Raw genomic sequence first — 15,249 nt, 5'->3', positions numbered from 1 at the left:
CGATGACGAGGGCGGGGACCGGAGATTTGAAGACAGCATGACCCACTGCACACCGCTCCTCCCCACGATTTTTCTGCTGCTGGCCGGCTGCGTCCTCACCCCCGAGGTCGTCGGCGAGAGCCTTTCCACGGATGGACCCGTATCGAACTCGACGCCCGGCACCGAGGGCGCGACGACGGATCACAACGTATCGGTCGGCACCGAGAGCTCGGTGACGAACGTCAGCGCGACGTCCGGGATCGTCGAGACGGGCGCCATCGAGCCGGAACCCGGCGAATACGGCGGCCCGTGCGAGCTCGCTTTTGACTACCCGATCGAGGCCAAGGCAGTGACGCCGCAGCCGGACTGCGACGGCGGCATCTGCCTGTTCATGTGGGCCCAGGATCCACCCGGATGCGCGGACGACAGCGATTGTCCGGCGCCGTGGGCCACCTGCGGCGGGACGCACTGCATCCTCGACCAGGACGTCGTGGCGTCGGAGTCGCGCTGCACCCAGACGTGCGACGAGGACCTCGATTGCCCCGTCATCCCGGGCTGCGCGGAGGGGCCCGCCTGCGTGCCGGTGACGCGGCTCGGCGAGCTGTGCTGCGTGAAGATGTGCGCCTGCCGCGACCACCTGAGCGTCGGCGAGTGGAAGTCGCTCGAGCAGCAGTGCCAGGAGCCGGGCTCCTGCGACCCGTGACGCTCACGCGCGGCGCAGCTCGAGCCACAGCTCGTCGACGACGGCCTCGGTCCCGCCGAACCAGTTCTCGGACACGAACAGCCTCTTGCGCGTCTCGGCCGACGGGTACAGCGCGGGGTCGCCAGCGTCGGCGACGAGGCCGCGCTGGACGGCGGCGAGGTTCGGGGTGGCGAAGCGCAGCGCGTTGGCGTTGAGGGCGGCGATCTCGGGGTCGAGCAGGAAGTCGATGAAGCGCACCGCGACCCCGGGGAGCGGGGCTGTGGCGGGGATCGCCAGATAGTCGATCCACAGCACCGCGCCCTCCTCGGGGATGACGTAGCGCAGGCTCGGCCGCTGCTTCTGGGCCCGGAACAGGTCGCCGCTGTCGATCTGGGCGATCCACGTGTCGCCCGCCGCCAGCGCCCGCGCGGGGTTGCTGTCGTACGCGCGCAGGAGCTCCTTCTGGGCCCGCAGCATGGGGTAGACGCGCTCGCGGATGGCGGGCTTGTCGGTGCTGTTGATGTCCATGCCGGCGGCGAGCAGGGCCTGGTCGAAGACGTCGCCCTTGCTGTCGATGACGCTGATCTTGCCGGCGTGGCGCGGGTCGAACAGGGCCTTCCACGAGGTCGGCGCCTCGACGTGGTCGCTGTCGTAGCCGATGCCGGTGGTGCCCCACAGGTAGGGGACGGCGTAGATCTGGTTGTCGGCGGCGATCCACGGGCCGAACTGCGGGTCGAGGTTGGCGAGGCCGGGCAGCTTGTCGCGCGCGAGCGGGACCACGAGGGCGCGCTTGCGCATGCGCTCGAGCACGTAGTCGATCGGGAACACGACGTCGTAGGCGGCGCCGCTGGCCAGCTTGGCCACCAGCTCGGCCTCGGCGAGGTAGTAGTCCTGGGTGGCGCGGAAGCCGGTGGCCGCGGTGAAGCGCTCCAGGACCTCGGGCGCGAGGTAGTCGCCCCAGTTGTAGAGCGCCAGGCTGGCGCCGCCGCCGGAGCAGGCGGTGGCGCACGCGCCGGCGCCGAGCAAGCGGTGGAAGGTGCGGCGGCTCAGGCCCGGCATGGCCGGCACCATGCCACAAGCTCAGGCGTCCGGCGCGGCGAACCGCAGCACGCGCTGCCGGTCCCAGACCAGGCCGACCGACTGGCCGGGCTCGCAGGCGGGCGCGCCGGGGACCCGCGACAGATGGACGCGCCCGCCGATCTCGACCTCGACCTCCCAGCGATCGCCGAGGCAGGCGACCGCCCGCACCGTGCCGACCGCGCGGGCGGCCGGGCGGTCGGCGCCGGCTGTCTCGCGGGTCAGGTTGTCGGGTGAATGAGATGTCTCCGAGGACATGCTCGGATGGGCATGACCGATCGGACAGGTATCCGGGGACATGTCCTCGGAGGCGCGCGGGCGGGGTGGTTCGAGCCGCAGGTGTTCGGGGCGCAGCCAGCCGTCGCCGGCCGGCTCCGGGGTGACCTCGCCGAGCAGGCGGGCGACGGTCAGGGACGGCGGGGCCGCGTACAGCTCGGCCGGGGCGCCGGCGGCCAGGAGGCGGCCGCCGCCGAACACGAGCAATCGATCGGCCAGCGCGAGCGCCTCCTCGGGGTCGTGGGTGACGTGCAGGCAGCCGAGGCCGCGCCGGCGGGTGACGTCGCGCAAGAGGCGGCGCAGGCCGGCCCGCAGCGGGCGGTCGAGGGCGGCCAGCGGCTCGTCGAGCAGCAGCCAGCGCGGCTCGCCGGCCAGCGCGCGCGCGAGGGCCAGCCGCTGCTGCTCGCCGCCCGACATGGCGGCGGGCTTGCGTGTCTCGAAGGACATGTCCAATCCGACATCCGCGAGCAGGGCCCGCACGCGCGCGGTCAGCTCGGGGCCGCGGACGCCGAGCAGGCGCGGGGCGAAGGCGACGTTGTCGGCGGCGCTGAGGTGGGGGAAGAGGGCGTAGTCCTGGAACAGGGTGTGGACGGGGCGGCGCTCGGCGGGCAGGCCGTCGAGCGGGCGGCCGTCGAGCAGCACGCTGCCGCGATCCTGGCGCTCGAGGCCGGCGACGATCCGCAGCAGCGTGGTCTTGCCCGAGCCCGAGGCGCCCATGATGCAGGTGTAGGCGCCCGCGGGCAGCTCCACGCCGACGTCCGCCAGGGCGAGGCGGCCGGCGTAGGACTTGGTCAGCGCGCGCAGCGACAGGGTCATCGCCGGCGCAGGAGAGCAGCTAGCGCGGCCGCCAGCAAGGGGACGAGGCCGAGGCCGAGGGCCCAGCGAGGGACTGCGCCGAGGTCGGCGCCGCGGCCGAGGATCTCGAGGCCGACCGCGAGGGTGCTGCCGCCGGGGCCGGAGGTGAAGGCGGCCGTGCCGGCGTCGCCGACGGCCTGCGCGAAGGCCACCAGCGCCAGGGCGGCGCCGACGGGCCAGGCCAGCGGCCACCACAGCCAGCGCGCCCGTGCGGCCGGTCCGGCGCCGAGATCGCGGGCAGCGTCGGCGAGCGGCCCAGCGCCGGCGAAGGCCGCGGTGGCGCCGGCGTGGGCGATGGCGACCTGTCCCGGGAGCAATGTCACAAGGGTCAGGCCGGCGCCGGGGCCCCAGCCGAGCTGCTGCGCGGTCACCAGCCAGGCGGCGCCGTAGACGGCGGGCGGCAGGGCCAGCGGCAGGAGCAGCGCGGGGCTCCAGCGCGCGGGCGCGGCGAGGCCGGTGACGCAGCCGAGCGCGGCGGCCAGGACGGCCGAGGCGCCGGCGGTGGCGAGGGTGGCGGGCAGCTGGGCCAGGAGGAGAGAGTCGCCCTGTCCCAAAGGCCATGTCACCGCCGGGACCACGAGCGCGGCGAGCGGCGCGGCGCACAGGGCGAGGATCGCCAGGCCCGCGCGGCGTTCTGGCGGCTCGCGGCCCTCGCGGTTGCGCCCGACCGCCCGCAGGCCGCGAGCGAGGGCCCAGGCGCACGGGAGGGCGATCGCGGCGAAGACTGCGGCGATCGCCGCGGCCCGCCGCGGGTGGGCGTCGAGCAGGACCGCCTCGCGCAGGGCGAGGCCGAGGGTGTAGCGCTTGCCGCCGCCGGCGACCGCGGCGAGGGTGGCGTCGCCGATGGCCAGCAAGGTGATGCACACCGCTGCCAGCAGGTAGGCGGGGCGCAGGTGCGGCCACTCGACGGCGAGGAAGCGCCGCCACGGGCCGGCGCCGAGGTCGGCCGCCGCGTCGAGCCAGCTGCGCGGGCGCGTCCGCAGGCGCGCGCGCAGCAGCAGCGCGGCGAGCGGGACGTCGCCGGCGAGCCGGGCGAGGGCGACAGCACCTGTCCCCGGGGACAGGCCCAGCGCGAGCGCCCCGAACGCGCGCGCGAGCGGGGCGACCATCACGAACAAGAGCAGCCACGGAGCCGTGACCGCGCGCGCGAGCGGGTAGGCGAGGGCGAGGGCGAGGGCGGTGAGGCCGGCGGCGAGGAGGAGGCTGTCGGCGGCGATCGCCAGCAGGGCGGGCCACTGCACGGGGATGCCCGACTCGGCCGCGGTCAGGACGATGCCGACGACAGGGGCGGCCAGCGCGAAGGTCGCCCACAGGGCGAGCCAGAGCGAGGCGTGCAGGCGCGGCACGGCGGCGAGAGTACGCCAAAGAGCGCGCGGCGGCGAACGGGCCGCCCCGGCTGGCGCGGGCTCGCAAGAGCCGGCGAGAGGGGCGCCGAAGGATGGCCCAAGGGACAGGAGGTCAGACGCCAAAGCCAGGATGTCCCTTGGGACAGAGGACGTTGGCGACACCGCAGTCATCGGGGCGCCTCGTACATGCCGGGGCGCGGGCGTCCGGGGCGACGTAGCGACAGGGGCAGCGGCGCCATGCGGCACGTCACCCGGGACCCCGTGATCCGGTGCAACCTGCGAAGATCGCTGCGATCGCGCCCGGAGCCCCTGGCTTGCAAGGCGGCCCGCGTGCTGTCGAAGTCCCCCTGTCTCCGTCGCCTCGTGCAGGGCACCGCGCTCCTCGGCGCGTGTGCCCTCTCTGTTTTGGTCGCGCGCCCGGCCGAGGCGTGCGACCCCGGCGAGCCGTTTTTGCAAGGCACCCTGCCCGCTGACGGCGCCACCCATCCGGGCAACGCGGCGCTGCTGTTCGACGGCTTCAATATCAGCATCGCCGCACTCACGGTGACGGTCGACGAGCTGCCGGCCGCGCTGGTGCCGGCGGACTTCGACGACAACCTGTCGGAGATCGCGGCGTTCGTCGAGCCGGCGCCGAACGACGGCCAGGTGGTCGTCCTGTCCGGGCCCTTCTGCGACGGCTGCGAGCCGGTCACGATCACCTATACCGCCGGACCGCCCGACGTCACCGCGCCGGCGCCGATCGTCGAGTCGTCGTTCTTCGCCCTCTACGACCACGCCGATTTCGTGTCGGGCGGCGGCGACTGCATGAGCGACAGCGACCTGACGCTGTACGTCCACCTGAGCCAGGAGAGCCCGGCATCCGGCGATCCGTCGCTGTTCAGGGTGGGGTGGGACCCCGATGGCGAGGGCGATGCGGGCTTTCACCGGACGGTGCGCGTCGACGGCGAGTCGCACGTGCTCGCGCTGTCGCTGGTGAGCGAGCAGCTCGGCGGCAAGGACCCGCTGACGGAGGTCTGCCTCGACATCACTGCGCTCGACCTGGCCGGCAACGCGGCGGAGACGTTCCAGCTGTGCCCGGCCTGCTTCGCCCGCACCGACGAGATCGAGCACGGGATCGAGACGCCGGCAGAGCCGGCCTGGACGGAGGCTGACGGGGTGCCCGGGAGCCCATGCGCTGGCGCAGAGCCGCAGACGACCGGCGAGGAGCCGACCGGCACCGACACCGCGCCGACCTCGAGCGGCGGTGACAGCTCGAGCGATTCGTCGAGCGACAGCTCGAGCGACACCGACAGCGGCGGCGCCACCGGCGGCGGAGACGGCGACAAGGGCTGCGCGTGCAGCAGCAACGGCGGCGACCCCGGCGACGTCGGCCGCTTCCTGCTGTTCGCGCTCGGCCTCGGGCTGGCGCTGATCAAGCGCCGCTCGTGACCCTCAGGACATGTGTTATAGGGCATGTCCTCAAGGGCATGCTCGATCGGGCATGTCCAATGCGTCAGGGACAAAGCTCGCGGCAGCTCGGGCCTCTCGGCGCGTGCGCAGCGACGGCGGCGACCCGGGCGCCGGCCGCTTCCTGCTGTTCGTGCTCGGCCTCGCGCTGGCGCTGGTCAAGCGCCGCTCGTAACCATTGGGCATGCTTGTAAAGCAAATGGTAGGACATGCTCGAAAGAGCATGTACCTTCATGATATTCCGCCCTCGCGGGCGGCGCGTGACCGGCGACCTGTTCTGCAGCCAGGGGGCGGTCCTCGTGGGCGCGCACGCGCGCGCCGTTCGTTTTTATTAAAGAATGTCTCGTCGGACAGGTCGGGGCGAACGGGGGAATCGCTCTCGGGCGCGCCCGCGATGTCCGGCGTGCGGGTAGCGATCGGGACAGCGGCGCCATGCGGCACGTCACCCGCGGGCTCGTGATCCGGGCGCAACCAGCGAAAATGTCTCGGATCGCGGCGGGTGCTCGGTCCTTGCAGCGTGGCCGGCATCATGTTCAAGCGCTCACGGATCCGTCGTCTGGTCGAGGGCACCGCGCTGGTCGGCGCGTGTGCCCTTTCTGTTTTGGTCGCGCGCCCGGCGGAGGCCTGCGGGGTGCCCGAGTCGGGCCTCAACAGCTCGGTGCCGGAGGACGGCGCGATCTATCCGCGCAACGCCGCCCTGCTGTTCGACGGTTGGGGGATCGGCCTCGACGGCATCACCGTCACCGTCGACGGCGAGCCGGCGGAGCTGCTGCCGGCGGCGTTCGACGACTTCGTGGCGGACCTGGCCGTGGTCGTCGAGCCGACGCCGATGACCGGTCAGACCGTGGTGGTGTCCGGGTCTTTCTGCCCGGACGAAGACTGTGAGCCAGTCACGATCACCTATACCGCCGGGCCCGAGGACGCCGAGGCCCCGCAGCCGCTCGTCGAGGAGTCGTTCTTCGCCGTCTACGATCACGCGGACTTCATGTCGAGCGGCGGCGACTGCATGAGCGACAGCGACCTGACCCTCTACGTCCACCTCAGCCAGGCGATCCCGGCGCCCGGCGAGCCGTCGCTGTTCACGATCGCCTGGGATCCTGACGGCGAGGGCGAACTCGGCTTCCGCAGGACCGTGCGCGTCCCGACCGGGGCGAGGGTGGCCCCGCTGTCGCTCGTCACCGAGCAGCTCGGCGGCAAGGATCCGCGGACCGAGGTCTGCCTCGAGGTGACGGCCTTCGACGCCGCGGGCAACGCGGCCGACACGTTCGAGCTGTGCCCCGCCTGCTTCGCCCGCGAGGACGCGCTCCCGCGCGAGACCGAGACGCCCCCCGAGCCGGACTGGACCGAGGCCGACGGCGTGCCCGGCAGCCCGTGCGCGGGCGAGCAGCCGCTGACGACCGGCGAGGAGCCGACCGGCACCGACACGTCGCCGACCTCGAGCGGCGGTGACAGCTTGAGCGAATCGTCGAGCGACAGCGTGAGCGACACCGACAGCGGCGGCGCCACCGGCGGCGACGGCGGCGACAAGGGCTGCGCCTGCAGCACCCACGGGGGCGACCCAGGCGACGCCGGCCGCTTCCTGCTGTTCGTGCTCGGCCTCGGGCTGGCGCTGGTCAAGCGTCGCTCGTGACCGCGAGGACATGTTCGAACGGGCATGTCATCATGGACATGCTCGTTCGGGCATGTCCCGAGATTACAGGCAGAACTCGCGCAGGAGCGCCGCGATCTCGCGCGGGCGCTCGGCCGGGATGTCGTGCCCGGCGCCGGGCAGCAGCTCGAGCCGGGCCCCCGGGATCACGGCGGCCAGGGCGTGCGAGCAGGCGACGTCGATCAGGCGGTCGGCGTCGCCGCTGATGACGAGGGTCGGCGCGGCGATCGTGCCGAGGCGGGCGCGCGTGTCGTGGCGCAGGACGGCGCCGAGCTGGCCGATCAGCGCGCGGCGGCGGGTCGGGAAGCGCTCGGCGAGCTGCTGCCACTCGCCGACGATCTCGGGGTGCTCGCGCAGGAACTCCGGCGACAGCACCAGCGGCGTGGTGCGCTCGAGCGCGCGGGCCTCGGGCAGCCACAGGCCCGACAGCAGGGTCAGGACGGTCGAGAGCCGGGGCGGCGGGCCGTCCTTGCCGCTCGCGCGCGTGCAGCCGAGCACCAGCCGATGAACTCGCTGCGGGTGACGCAGCACGAATTGCTGGGCGATCGCGCCGCCCAGGGAGATGCCGAACACCGCGGCGCGCTCGATGCCGGCGTGCCCTAGCACCGCCGCGGCGTCGTCGGCCATCGTCGCGGTCGAGTAGATGCCGAACGGCTTGTCGCTGTGACCGACGCCGCGGTTGTCGATGGCGATGGTCCGAAAGTCGGCGCCGAGGTCGTCGAGCAGCGGGCCCCAGTGCTGGATCGTGCGCGTCAGGCCGCGCAGCAGCAGCAGCGGCGGACCGTCCTCGCGGCCGCCGAGCTCGTAATAGATGCGGGTGTTTTGATTGCGGGCGAACATGGGCGAGTTGGATCAGGGGTGGCCGTCGAACCAGGCCAGGACCTCGGCGGGCGAGGCCGCGATCCAGGCGTGGCCCTCGCCGGGTTCGGTGACGAGCCGCGCGTCGACGCCGGACGCCAGCAGCTCGTCGTAATAGGCCTCCGCGGTGACGAGCGGGACGGTCAGATCGACCTCCCCGTGGAGGAACAGCGTCGGCGGGTGGTCGGCCTCGAGGTCGGGCACGTTGCACAGCGGGCCCGAACAGGTGGCGTACGAGCCGGCCGCGATCGCCAGGGCGCGAAACTTGCCCGGGTAGGAGACGGCCATCCGGCTGGTCATGTAGCCGCCGCTCGAGATGCCGGTGGCGAACAGACGCCCGACGTCGAGCGGGCCGAAGGTGCCGTCCTCGATGCCGGCGAAGATCAGCAGCATCAGCTGGTGATCCTCCGACGACTCCCAGTTGAGCGAGTACGGCGGGATGTTGGTGTCCCAGAAGGTGCCGCCGTCGAGCTTGGCCTCGGGCGTGATGACTGCGTAGCCGTGGTCGAGCAAATGCTTGACCACGTGGGTCTGATAATAGGCGCCGAACGGCAGGTCGTCGGTGGCGATCCAGGTGATCTCGGCGGTGAAGAACGAGCCCTGGAACATCAACACCACCGGCCAGCCGCCCGCCGGCGGCTCGCCCAGCGGCACCTGGTAATGCACGTCGCGCTGCCACGGGCCGAGCTCGACGGTGATCTTCGGGCAGGTGATGGTGGTGGCCGTCTCCTCGCAGCGCGAGCCCGGGACTGCGCCGGTGTCGTCGCCGGCGGTGGTGCTCGTGTCGGCCTCGGTCGTGGCGGCCGTGGGGTCGCTGGTGCTCGCGGTCGAGGTGGTCGCGTCGGTGGTGGTCGTGGTGGTGCCGTCGCTCGCGGTGCCGACGTCGGACGCGGTGGTCGGGGCGTCGGGGCCGGTGGTCGTCGTGGTGGCAGGGTCGGCGGTGGAGCTGTCCCCGGAGACAGGTGAGCCGTCGGTCGTCGCGCCGCCGGTAGACCCGCAGGCGACGAGGGCGAGGGCGAGAGACCACGACGGCCGCGCAGAGAACTCCATAAAAGGAAGCTATCACGGTCGGCGTATACTGGCAACAGCGTGCCTTCCGTGGCCGGTAGGGGGCCGAATTGTGTTATGCAAAATCGCCGGTCGTGCAATACAAAAAGGGCGTTCGAGAGGGGGCGGGAGGATGAAGATCGCCGAGCTTTCCCGGGTCAGCGGCACGCATCGCTCGACCATTCACCACTACCTCGACCTCGGTCTGCTGCCGCGGCCGGAAACTCTGGGTCCGCGGCTGCACCACTTCGGCGACGAGCACGTCGAGCGGCTGCGCGAGATCAAGGCGCTGCGGGCCCAGGGGCTCGGGCTGGGGGAGATCCGCCAGCGTCTGGCGACCCGCCTGCGGCCGCGGACGCCCCACAAGCGGCCGCGACGGCGACGGGACGGCGCGAGCGACCGGCGCGCGGCGCTCCTCGAGCGCGGGTTCAAGGGCGCCCGCGAGCTGTGGAAGCTCGGCCGGTCGTCGCGCCCGCGGGCCGAGGAGGCGCCGCCGGTCGTGTCGCGCGGGTGTGCGATCGACGGGCGTTGCTGCCGCACCGCCGAGGCACGTGCTGGGTGTGCGGGGTCTCCCGGCGTTCTCGCTGTACCGCGACGGCCGGGTGATCAAACGCCGGCGAGCGCCACGGTCGCCGCGGCGTCTTCACCTACCGCCTCGGTCCGCATCGGGCCGCGACGATGCTCGACGCGAGCGGAGTCGGCACGGTCACAGGCAGGCGTCCTGGACGAGCGAGCCGACGCCGCAGGACTGCACTCGCTCGCCATCGAGGCCACCGTGGTCGCCGGGTCGATGGCCCTAACAGGCCGCCGACTCCAACGTCTTGTGCTTGTTGCAGTGGGCGAACTGGCAGGAGAACAGGAGCGCACCGCCGACGAGTCGCAGCGTGCCGAGCAGCCCGCCGCCCGCGTGGGCTCGAGCGCATGGTGACGGTCAAGCGCGAGTTCGCGGGAAAGGTCGACGGATGAGGGTTGATGGCTTGCCGGGACGGTGATCCTCGACCAGCGTTGCCGCGCGAACTGGACGCTTCGACGACCTGCTCGGCGCGAGTCCGGGCACGAGTGCGAGCGGAGTTGCTCTCTTCGCCGTGTCAACGACGTGCCGGTCGCAGCGCGACGCCCGGGCGCGGCTTCGCCGAGCATGGGGTGCACCGACTCGCACGCAGCCTTCGCGGGAGAATGGACGAGCAAGAAGACGTGGGCGGCGATGCCTGCACCGAGTCCACCGGCCGACCGGGCGCGACGTGTCTTGACATGCATCCCGTCTTGCGATGTGTTTCCTCGCGTGTACATCGAGGAACAGTGCGGCAATCAGCGGTTTCGCGCGTGCATCGGCAAGGGCGTGATCGTGAGGCCCTGGGTTTGTCCGAACTGCAGGGCCGCGCTGCCGGCCTATTGTGAGGGGTGCTTCGCGCGTGAGAACTGGGCGTGCCGTGCCTGCGGCCACGTCGGCGCGTTGTACGCGTTCCGGCGGCTCGGCGGCAGCAAGCGCTTGCTTCGCAGGTTCGCGTCCCACCCTGAATACATCGAGATGGCCCTGTCGCGCCTCCTCGAGCGGCACTCGGAGCGGCTCCTTCTCGAGAAGTTGCGCAAGCGCAGGGGTCCGCCGGTCCGAAAGAAGCGGCACGTCGCCCGGCACGTGATCAACGTCCAGAATGTGGTGCGCCGTGTACAGCTCTACGCGTTCCTGAGCAGCGTCGAACACCACGACGACGGCGGACAGACCCTCGTGTTTCAGTGCACCACGCGGGAGTGGATCGAGAAGGTGTGGGAGCAGCTCGAAGTCGTCGGAGTGCGGGCTCGCCTGTTGTCGATCCTCGGGACGCTGAATTTCACCGGTGATTTCCACGGCTCGTACAAGAAGCTCCGCCCCGACGATCGGAACTTCCTTTACCAGCTTCATCTGTTCTTCCTGGCACGCGTGCTCCAGCGAGGCGACGAGAGCCCGGTGCTCACGTTCGACTGGGCCATGGGGCCGCAGGACCTGCTGCTCGGCCAATTGGGCGAATCGCGCTGGTTCCTCCTCGAGCTCGAGAATCAACCCGTGCTGGTCGGCAGCCCCGGCTACGGCGCGCTGGTCGAATTCGGCCTCGACCCCTCCGCCGACCGCGACCTCGGGAGATGGTGGATCACCGCCGCGGGCCTCGTGGTGGTCCCGGAGACCCCGCCCACGACCACCATCCCTCCGCACCGCGCGCTGCGGATGTTGCACTTCCCCCAGTCCCCCGCGCCCGAGCCGCAAGCGCCGCAGCAGTCCACGGGATCGCCGCTGGACAGGGACACGACCAGCGTCATGGTGTCGGGGTACCATGCGAGCGCCCCCCACTCGCCGGGGAGCGGACCGAGCGCCTGGCTCGCGCACGCGGCACAGGCGGTGAGCGAGGGGTGGCGCCGTTTCAGCGATGCCATCGCCGACTGGCTCGGCCCCCTGGACGGCGGCCCGCCACTCGCGCCCGCAGGAGTGCCGGCTGGCTGGTCACCACCACGACCCTCTCCACCATCCGAACGCTGCCCGTCGCCCCGCCCCGCCCCGATGTACTACGTGGGCGGCTCGGACGGAACGGCGCAAGGACAGCCCCAGGTGCCAAACCCCATGGTTCGTGGCGCCGGAGCCTATCAGCCGTTCGTCGGGGTGATCGACGTGGGCCAGGGCAATTGCAATGTGCTCTTCGACCACGCGGGCCGCGCGACCGTTTATTATGACTTCGGCTATCGAAAGCTAGGGGCTCACCCGGCGGGCGGGCCGCCTTCGGTCTGCTTGTGCCATGATCCGCTGATCGTGCTCTCTCACTGGGACGGCGACCACATCTTACTGGCGCGCTACAACCCGCGCGCCTATCGCTGCACCTGGCTCGCGCCGCAACAATACATGGGCAGCGTCGACACGCGCGAGCTGGTCGCGCGGGTGGTCCGCGCCGGCGGCACGTTCCACCTCTGGGAGGACCTCAACGGGCACATGGTGTTCCCCTGGGGCTTCCTCGTGCGGGCGCGCGACCCCAACGCCCAGAACGATGAAGAGGGCAAGAACAACACCGGCCTCGCCATCTATGCCTGTGTGCGCGACGACAGCGTGAACCGGACGACCGCTGCGCCTGGTGTCGCCATCGCCAGCGCGTGCACGCAGCTCGTCGGCTTCACGTCGGACGCGCAGCTCGACGCGCTCGCCACGTCCCTAGACCTCACCGCGCGAGAAGTCAGCGACGAGCTGAAAGCCGCCGCGGTTCACGGGAACGTGTTCCGCTACGCGCGCGCCGCGGCGAACGAGGCGAAGACGAACGCCGCCGCCGCCGTGGTGGTGGCGCTCTCGATGGGTGTCGCCATGTACCTCGCGCTCCAGGGCCCCCCTCACGCGTACCCGCCTCCGCTCGGCCAGCGCCGCCGGATCGCCGAGCTCGTCGTTGCGGCCTTGCAGGCCGCGCCAAGGGACATCGATATGGCCGCTGTCGCGGGGTCGCTGGGCCACCGCCATCAGGGGCTGCCGATCGTCGACGCCGTGACTGCTGTGCAGACGGCGATGCAGGCGGCGCGCCTCGGCGGCGCGAGTACGGGGACGGTGCAGGGCGCCGTGACGACCGCTGCCATAGCGAACGTGACGTTCCAGATCGCGCAGGACGTGGCACAGATCGCGTTGGACACGGTGGGCGCGCACACGTTTTTCGCCACGAACCGCCCGCGGGCGCAGTGGTCGTCCGAAAATGCCGCAGCGGCGGCCCTGAACACCGACCAGGGCGCGGTCTTCCACACGCTCGACAGCGCGATCTACTACGCCGAGGACGTGATCTCCGCGGTCGTGACCCACCACGGCACGGCCGTGGAGGGCGTCGAGGCGATCGCTGCGCGCGCGTTCCGGGACGACGGCGAGCAGCGCAAGATCGCGGCGGTCCTTCGCGATGCCCTCGCCATGTCCAACGCCTTCAACCCGGCACGCGTGGCGCTGCCGCCCATCCGGACCAACGTCGCCTCGACGCACCCTCCGACGGACGACACCGAACGCTTTGTCCTGTCCACGGGCGACGCCATGATCCAGTTCGTCCCGTCGCAGGCTTTCGTGAACCGCCCGCTTCTGGTCGGGGTGGTGGCCTGTCACCACGGATCCAACGAGGCGAGCGGAGCGACGATGGACCCGCGCCACATGCCGTGGGCCGCGGGGTCGCTCGCCGCGCGGGCAGTGGGCCTCGCGCGGGGCGGGCCCGTGGCTTCGACGATGGCGACGGTCGCCGCGGCGCTGGCCCTCGGGACTCACGGACCTGCGGGCGAATTGGGGATCTTCGTCGCCGCGGTCGGCGACGCGCTGCAGCAGGGCGCGTCGCCGTTTGCGGCGCTCGTGGCCGGCGCGATGGAGGTCGTCCATCGCGGTCACGGCACGCTGCTCACCACGCTGCGCGCCATCGTGGAGACCGCGCTGGGCGGCGGTGTGAACGTCGCCACCCCGGCGCACACGATGGTCACCGCCACGCAGGTCGGCGGCCTAGCCCTGGTCAACACGCTGGTCTACGAGGCTATCGCCGGGATCGCCAGGGACGCTCGCTTCGAGCCGCCGGACGCGCTAGCGAATGCCGTCCCGGCGCTCCCGAACGTGGCGGAGGTGGCGGCCGACACCGTCTTCCCGCCCGCGGGCCTGACGACCCCGCGGGGGAACGCGCGCGTTCACGACATCTCCACGCTCGTTGGGCCAGCCCTGGTCGCGCAGGCGAACTGGCCTCGTCCGTCGCAGGTGCGCGCGGCGATGAGGGCCGCTTCGGGGGGGGTGCTCAGCCCGCACATCCTGGACGAGTACGCCCAGACGTTCTACGCCCTGCTCGTGGCGCGCGCAGCCGAGCAGCAGGCGAACCTGCTGACCGTCGCAAGGGGACTCAACGCGACGACGGTCGCCGCCACGAAGGTCGCGGTCATCGGCGCCGGCGCCACGCTCGGGCGCGTCATGGCGGGTCTCGCCAACCAGCACGATCTCGTCGCTGCGCGCGCCACGATGGGCACCCTGGCGCACGCGCACGCCACCGTCGCCGACGAGGCCCACTTCGCGGCGCAAGCCCCCAGGGTCCACGCCGACGACGACGGCCGCATCGTGTACCCGTACGGCGCGCTCAACAGCTACCATCACCCGATGGAGCGCGCGCAACGCAAGTGGCGCGCGCACGGGTGGACTTCGGAGCAGGCCACGGCCTCGGCGGGGCGAGCCAAGGCGATCGGCTGGGAGATCGCCACGGATGCTTTCGGGGCGACGACGTACGAGGGTCCGCTCCGTGGTGATGCCCCACCCACCCAGACGCTCGATCGGTCGGTCGTCTGCGCTTGCGGCGGCGTCAAGACCTTCGACTGCTGAGGCAAGAACGAGTATGGCGCGGGATCATGTGGTGAAGGATGGCGAGTGCATGGCGAGCATCGCCGTGGAGAACGGTTTCCGCATGGAGACGCTTTGGAACCACCCCGACAACGCGCGGCTGAAGGCCCTGCGGAAAGATCCGTACGTCTTGGCCCCGGGCGACGTCGTGCGGGTGCCCGCGTTGCGCCCGCGGATCGAGAAGGGCGAGACCGATCGTGTTCATCGGTTCCGCAGACGCGGGGTCCCGGAGAAATTCCGCATGCGCTTCCTCGACGAGGGGAGCCCGCGTGCCGACATCCCCTACGTCTTCGAGGTGGGCGGCGAGCACCGCAGGGGCCAGACCGACGCGGACGGCTGGGTGGAGCAATGGATCCCTCCGGGTGCGCTGCAGGCCACGCTCACGCTGACGCCACCCGCGCCCGAAGATGGGGAGCCCCTCGAAGACGAGGTCTACGATCTACTCCTCGGTGCCCTCGATCCCGAGGACACGGAACGCGGCGCGCGCTCACGGCTGCGAAGCCTCGGCTACCTCACGTTCGAGGACGAGGACGAGGACGACGCCTACGCCCTGGCGCTGTACACGTTCCAGCTCGACGAGGATCTGGAGCCCACCGGCACGCTGGACGCCCCGACGAGTCGCCGGCTGCGCGCGGTCTACGGGTCGTGAACGCCCTCCACGCGGGGGAGCCGAGCGTGTCGTACACTCCGGTCGGCG

At 71.9% G+C, this 15,249-nt stretch carries 12 protein-coding genes; 7 read left to right on the top strand and 5 right to left on the bottom strand.

All coding sequences use genetic code 11. The features are described 5' to 3' along the window. Positions 1-37: 37 nt before the first annotated feature. Complete coding sequence (locus OV090_RS08865) at positions 38-682, top strand: hypothetical protein (protein ID WP_267703098.1); 645 nt, start codon at positions 38-40, stop codon at positions 680-682. Between the two features lie 3 nt (positions 683-685). Here OV090_RS08865 and OV090_RS08860 read toward each other — a convergent pair whose 3' ends face one another. From OV090_RS08860 to OV090_RS08850, 3 genes are read right to left on the bottom strand one after another with little or no spacing between them, the layout of a single operon-like run. Then, positions 686-1,720, bottom strand: coding sequence for a spermidine/putrescine ABC transporter substrate-binding protein (locus OV090_RS08860; RefSeq protein WP_267703097.1), 1,035 nt, complete (start codon positions 1,718-1,720; stop codon positions 686-688). A gap of 21 nt (positions 1,721-1,741) precedes the next feature. Next, on the bottom strand, positions 1,742-2,830 hold the full coding sequence (locus tag OV090_RS08855) for an ABC transporter ATP-binding protein (RefSeq protein ID WP_267703095.1): 1,089 nt from the start codon (positions 2,828-2,830) through the stop codon (positions 1,742-1,744). Further along, complete coding sequence (locus OV090_RS08850; RefSeq protein ID WP_267703093.1) at positions 2,827-4,215, bottom strand: hypothetical protein; 1,389 nt, start codon at positions 4,213-4,215, stop codon at positions 2,827-2,829. The genes OV090_RS08855 and OV090_RS08850 overlap by 4 nt, the downstream gene beginning before the upstream one ends. Positions 4,216-4,545: 330 nt before the next feature. Between OV090_RS08850 and OV090_RS08845 the strand changes: the two genes are divergently transcribed. From OV090_RS08845 to OV090_RS08835, 3 genes are all read left to right on the top strand, one after another. Then, positions 4,546-5,643, top strand: a complete 1,098-nt coding sequence (locus OV090_RS08845) for a hypothetical protein (RefSeq protein WP_267703092.1) — start codon at positions 4,546-4,548, stop codon at positions 5,641-5,643. A 52-nt stretch (positions 5,644-5,695) separates the two neighbouring features. Further along, on the top strand, positions 5,696-5,836 hold the full coding sequence (locus tag OV090_RS08840; protein WP_267703091.1) for a hypothetical protein: 141 nt from the start codon (positions 5,696-5,698) through the stop codon (positions 5,834-5,836). Between the two features lie 354 nt (positions 5,837-6,190). Beyond that, positions 6,191-7,291, top strand: a complete 1,101-nt coding sequence (locus tag OV090_RS08835; protein WP_267703089.1) for an MYXO-CTERM sorting domain-containing protein — start codon at positions 6,191-6,193, stop codon at positions 7,289-7,291. Positions 7,292-7,354: 63 nt separating this feature from the next. Here OV090_RS08835 and OV090_RS08830 read toward each other — a convergent pair whose 3' ends face one another. Together OV090_RS08830 and OV090_RS08825 are read right to left on the bottom strand one after the other, a co-directional pair. Then, positions 7,355-8,149: an alpha/beta fold hydrolase gene (locus OV090_RS08830; protein ID WP_267703088.1), complete on the bottom strand. Its 795-nt coding sequence runs from the start codon at positions 8,147-8,149 to the stop codon at positions 7,355-7,357. A 12-nt stretch (positions 8,150-8,161) separates the two neighbouring features. Further along, complete coding sequence (locus tag OV090_RS08825; RefSeq protein ID WP_267703087.1) at positions 8,162-9,217, bottom strand: prolyl oligopeptidase family serine peptidase; 1,056 nt, start codon at positions 9,215-9,217, stop codon at positions 8,162-8,164. Between the two features lie 130 nt (positions 9,218-9,347). Here OV090_RS08825 and OV090_RS08820 point away from each other — a divergent pair, with 130 nt between their 5' ends. From OV090_RS08820 to OV090_RS08810, 3 genes are all read left to right on the top strand, one after another. After that, complete coding sequence (locus OV090_RS08820) at positions 9,348-10,142, top strand: MerR family transcriptional regulator (protein ID WP_267703086.1); 795 nt, start codon at positions 9,348-9,350, stop codon at positions 10,140-10,142. Between the two features lie 354 nt (positions 10,143-10,496). Beyond that, complete coding sequence (locus OV090_RS08815; RefSeq protein ID WP_267703085.1) at positions 10,497-14,534, top strand: hypothetical protein; 4,038 nt, start codon at positions 10,497-10,499, stop codon at positions 14,532-14,534. A 49-nt stretch (positions 14,535-14,583) separates the two neighbouring features. Continuing rightward, positions 14,584-15,201: a hypothetical protein gene (locus OV090_RS08810; protein WP_267703084.1), complete on the top strand. Its 618-nt coding sequence runs from the start codon at positions 14,584-14,586 to the stop codon at positions 15,199-15,201. Positions 15,202-15,249: the final 48 nt, after the last annotated feature.

The organism is Nannocystis sp. RBIL2 (assembly GCF_026626745.1).
Lineage (GTDB): Bacteria > Myxococcota_A > Polyangia > Nannocystales > Nannocystaceae > Nannocystis.
The sequence above is the reverse complement of the archived record's forward strand: the minus strand, read 5'-3'. Positions and strand labels throughout refer to the sequence as shown.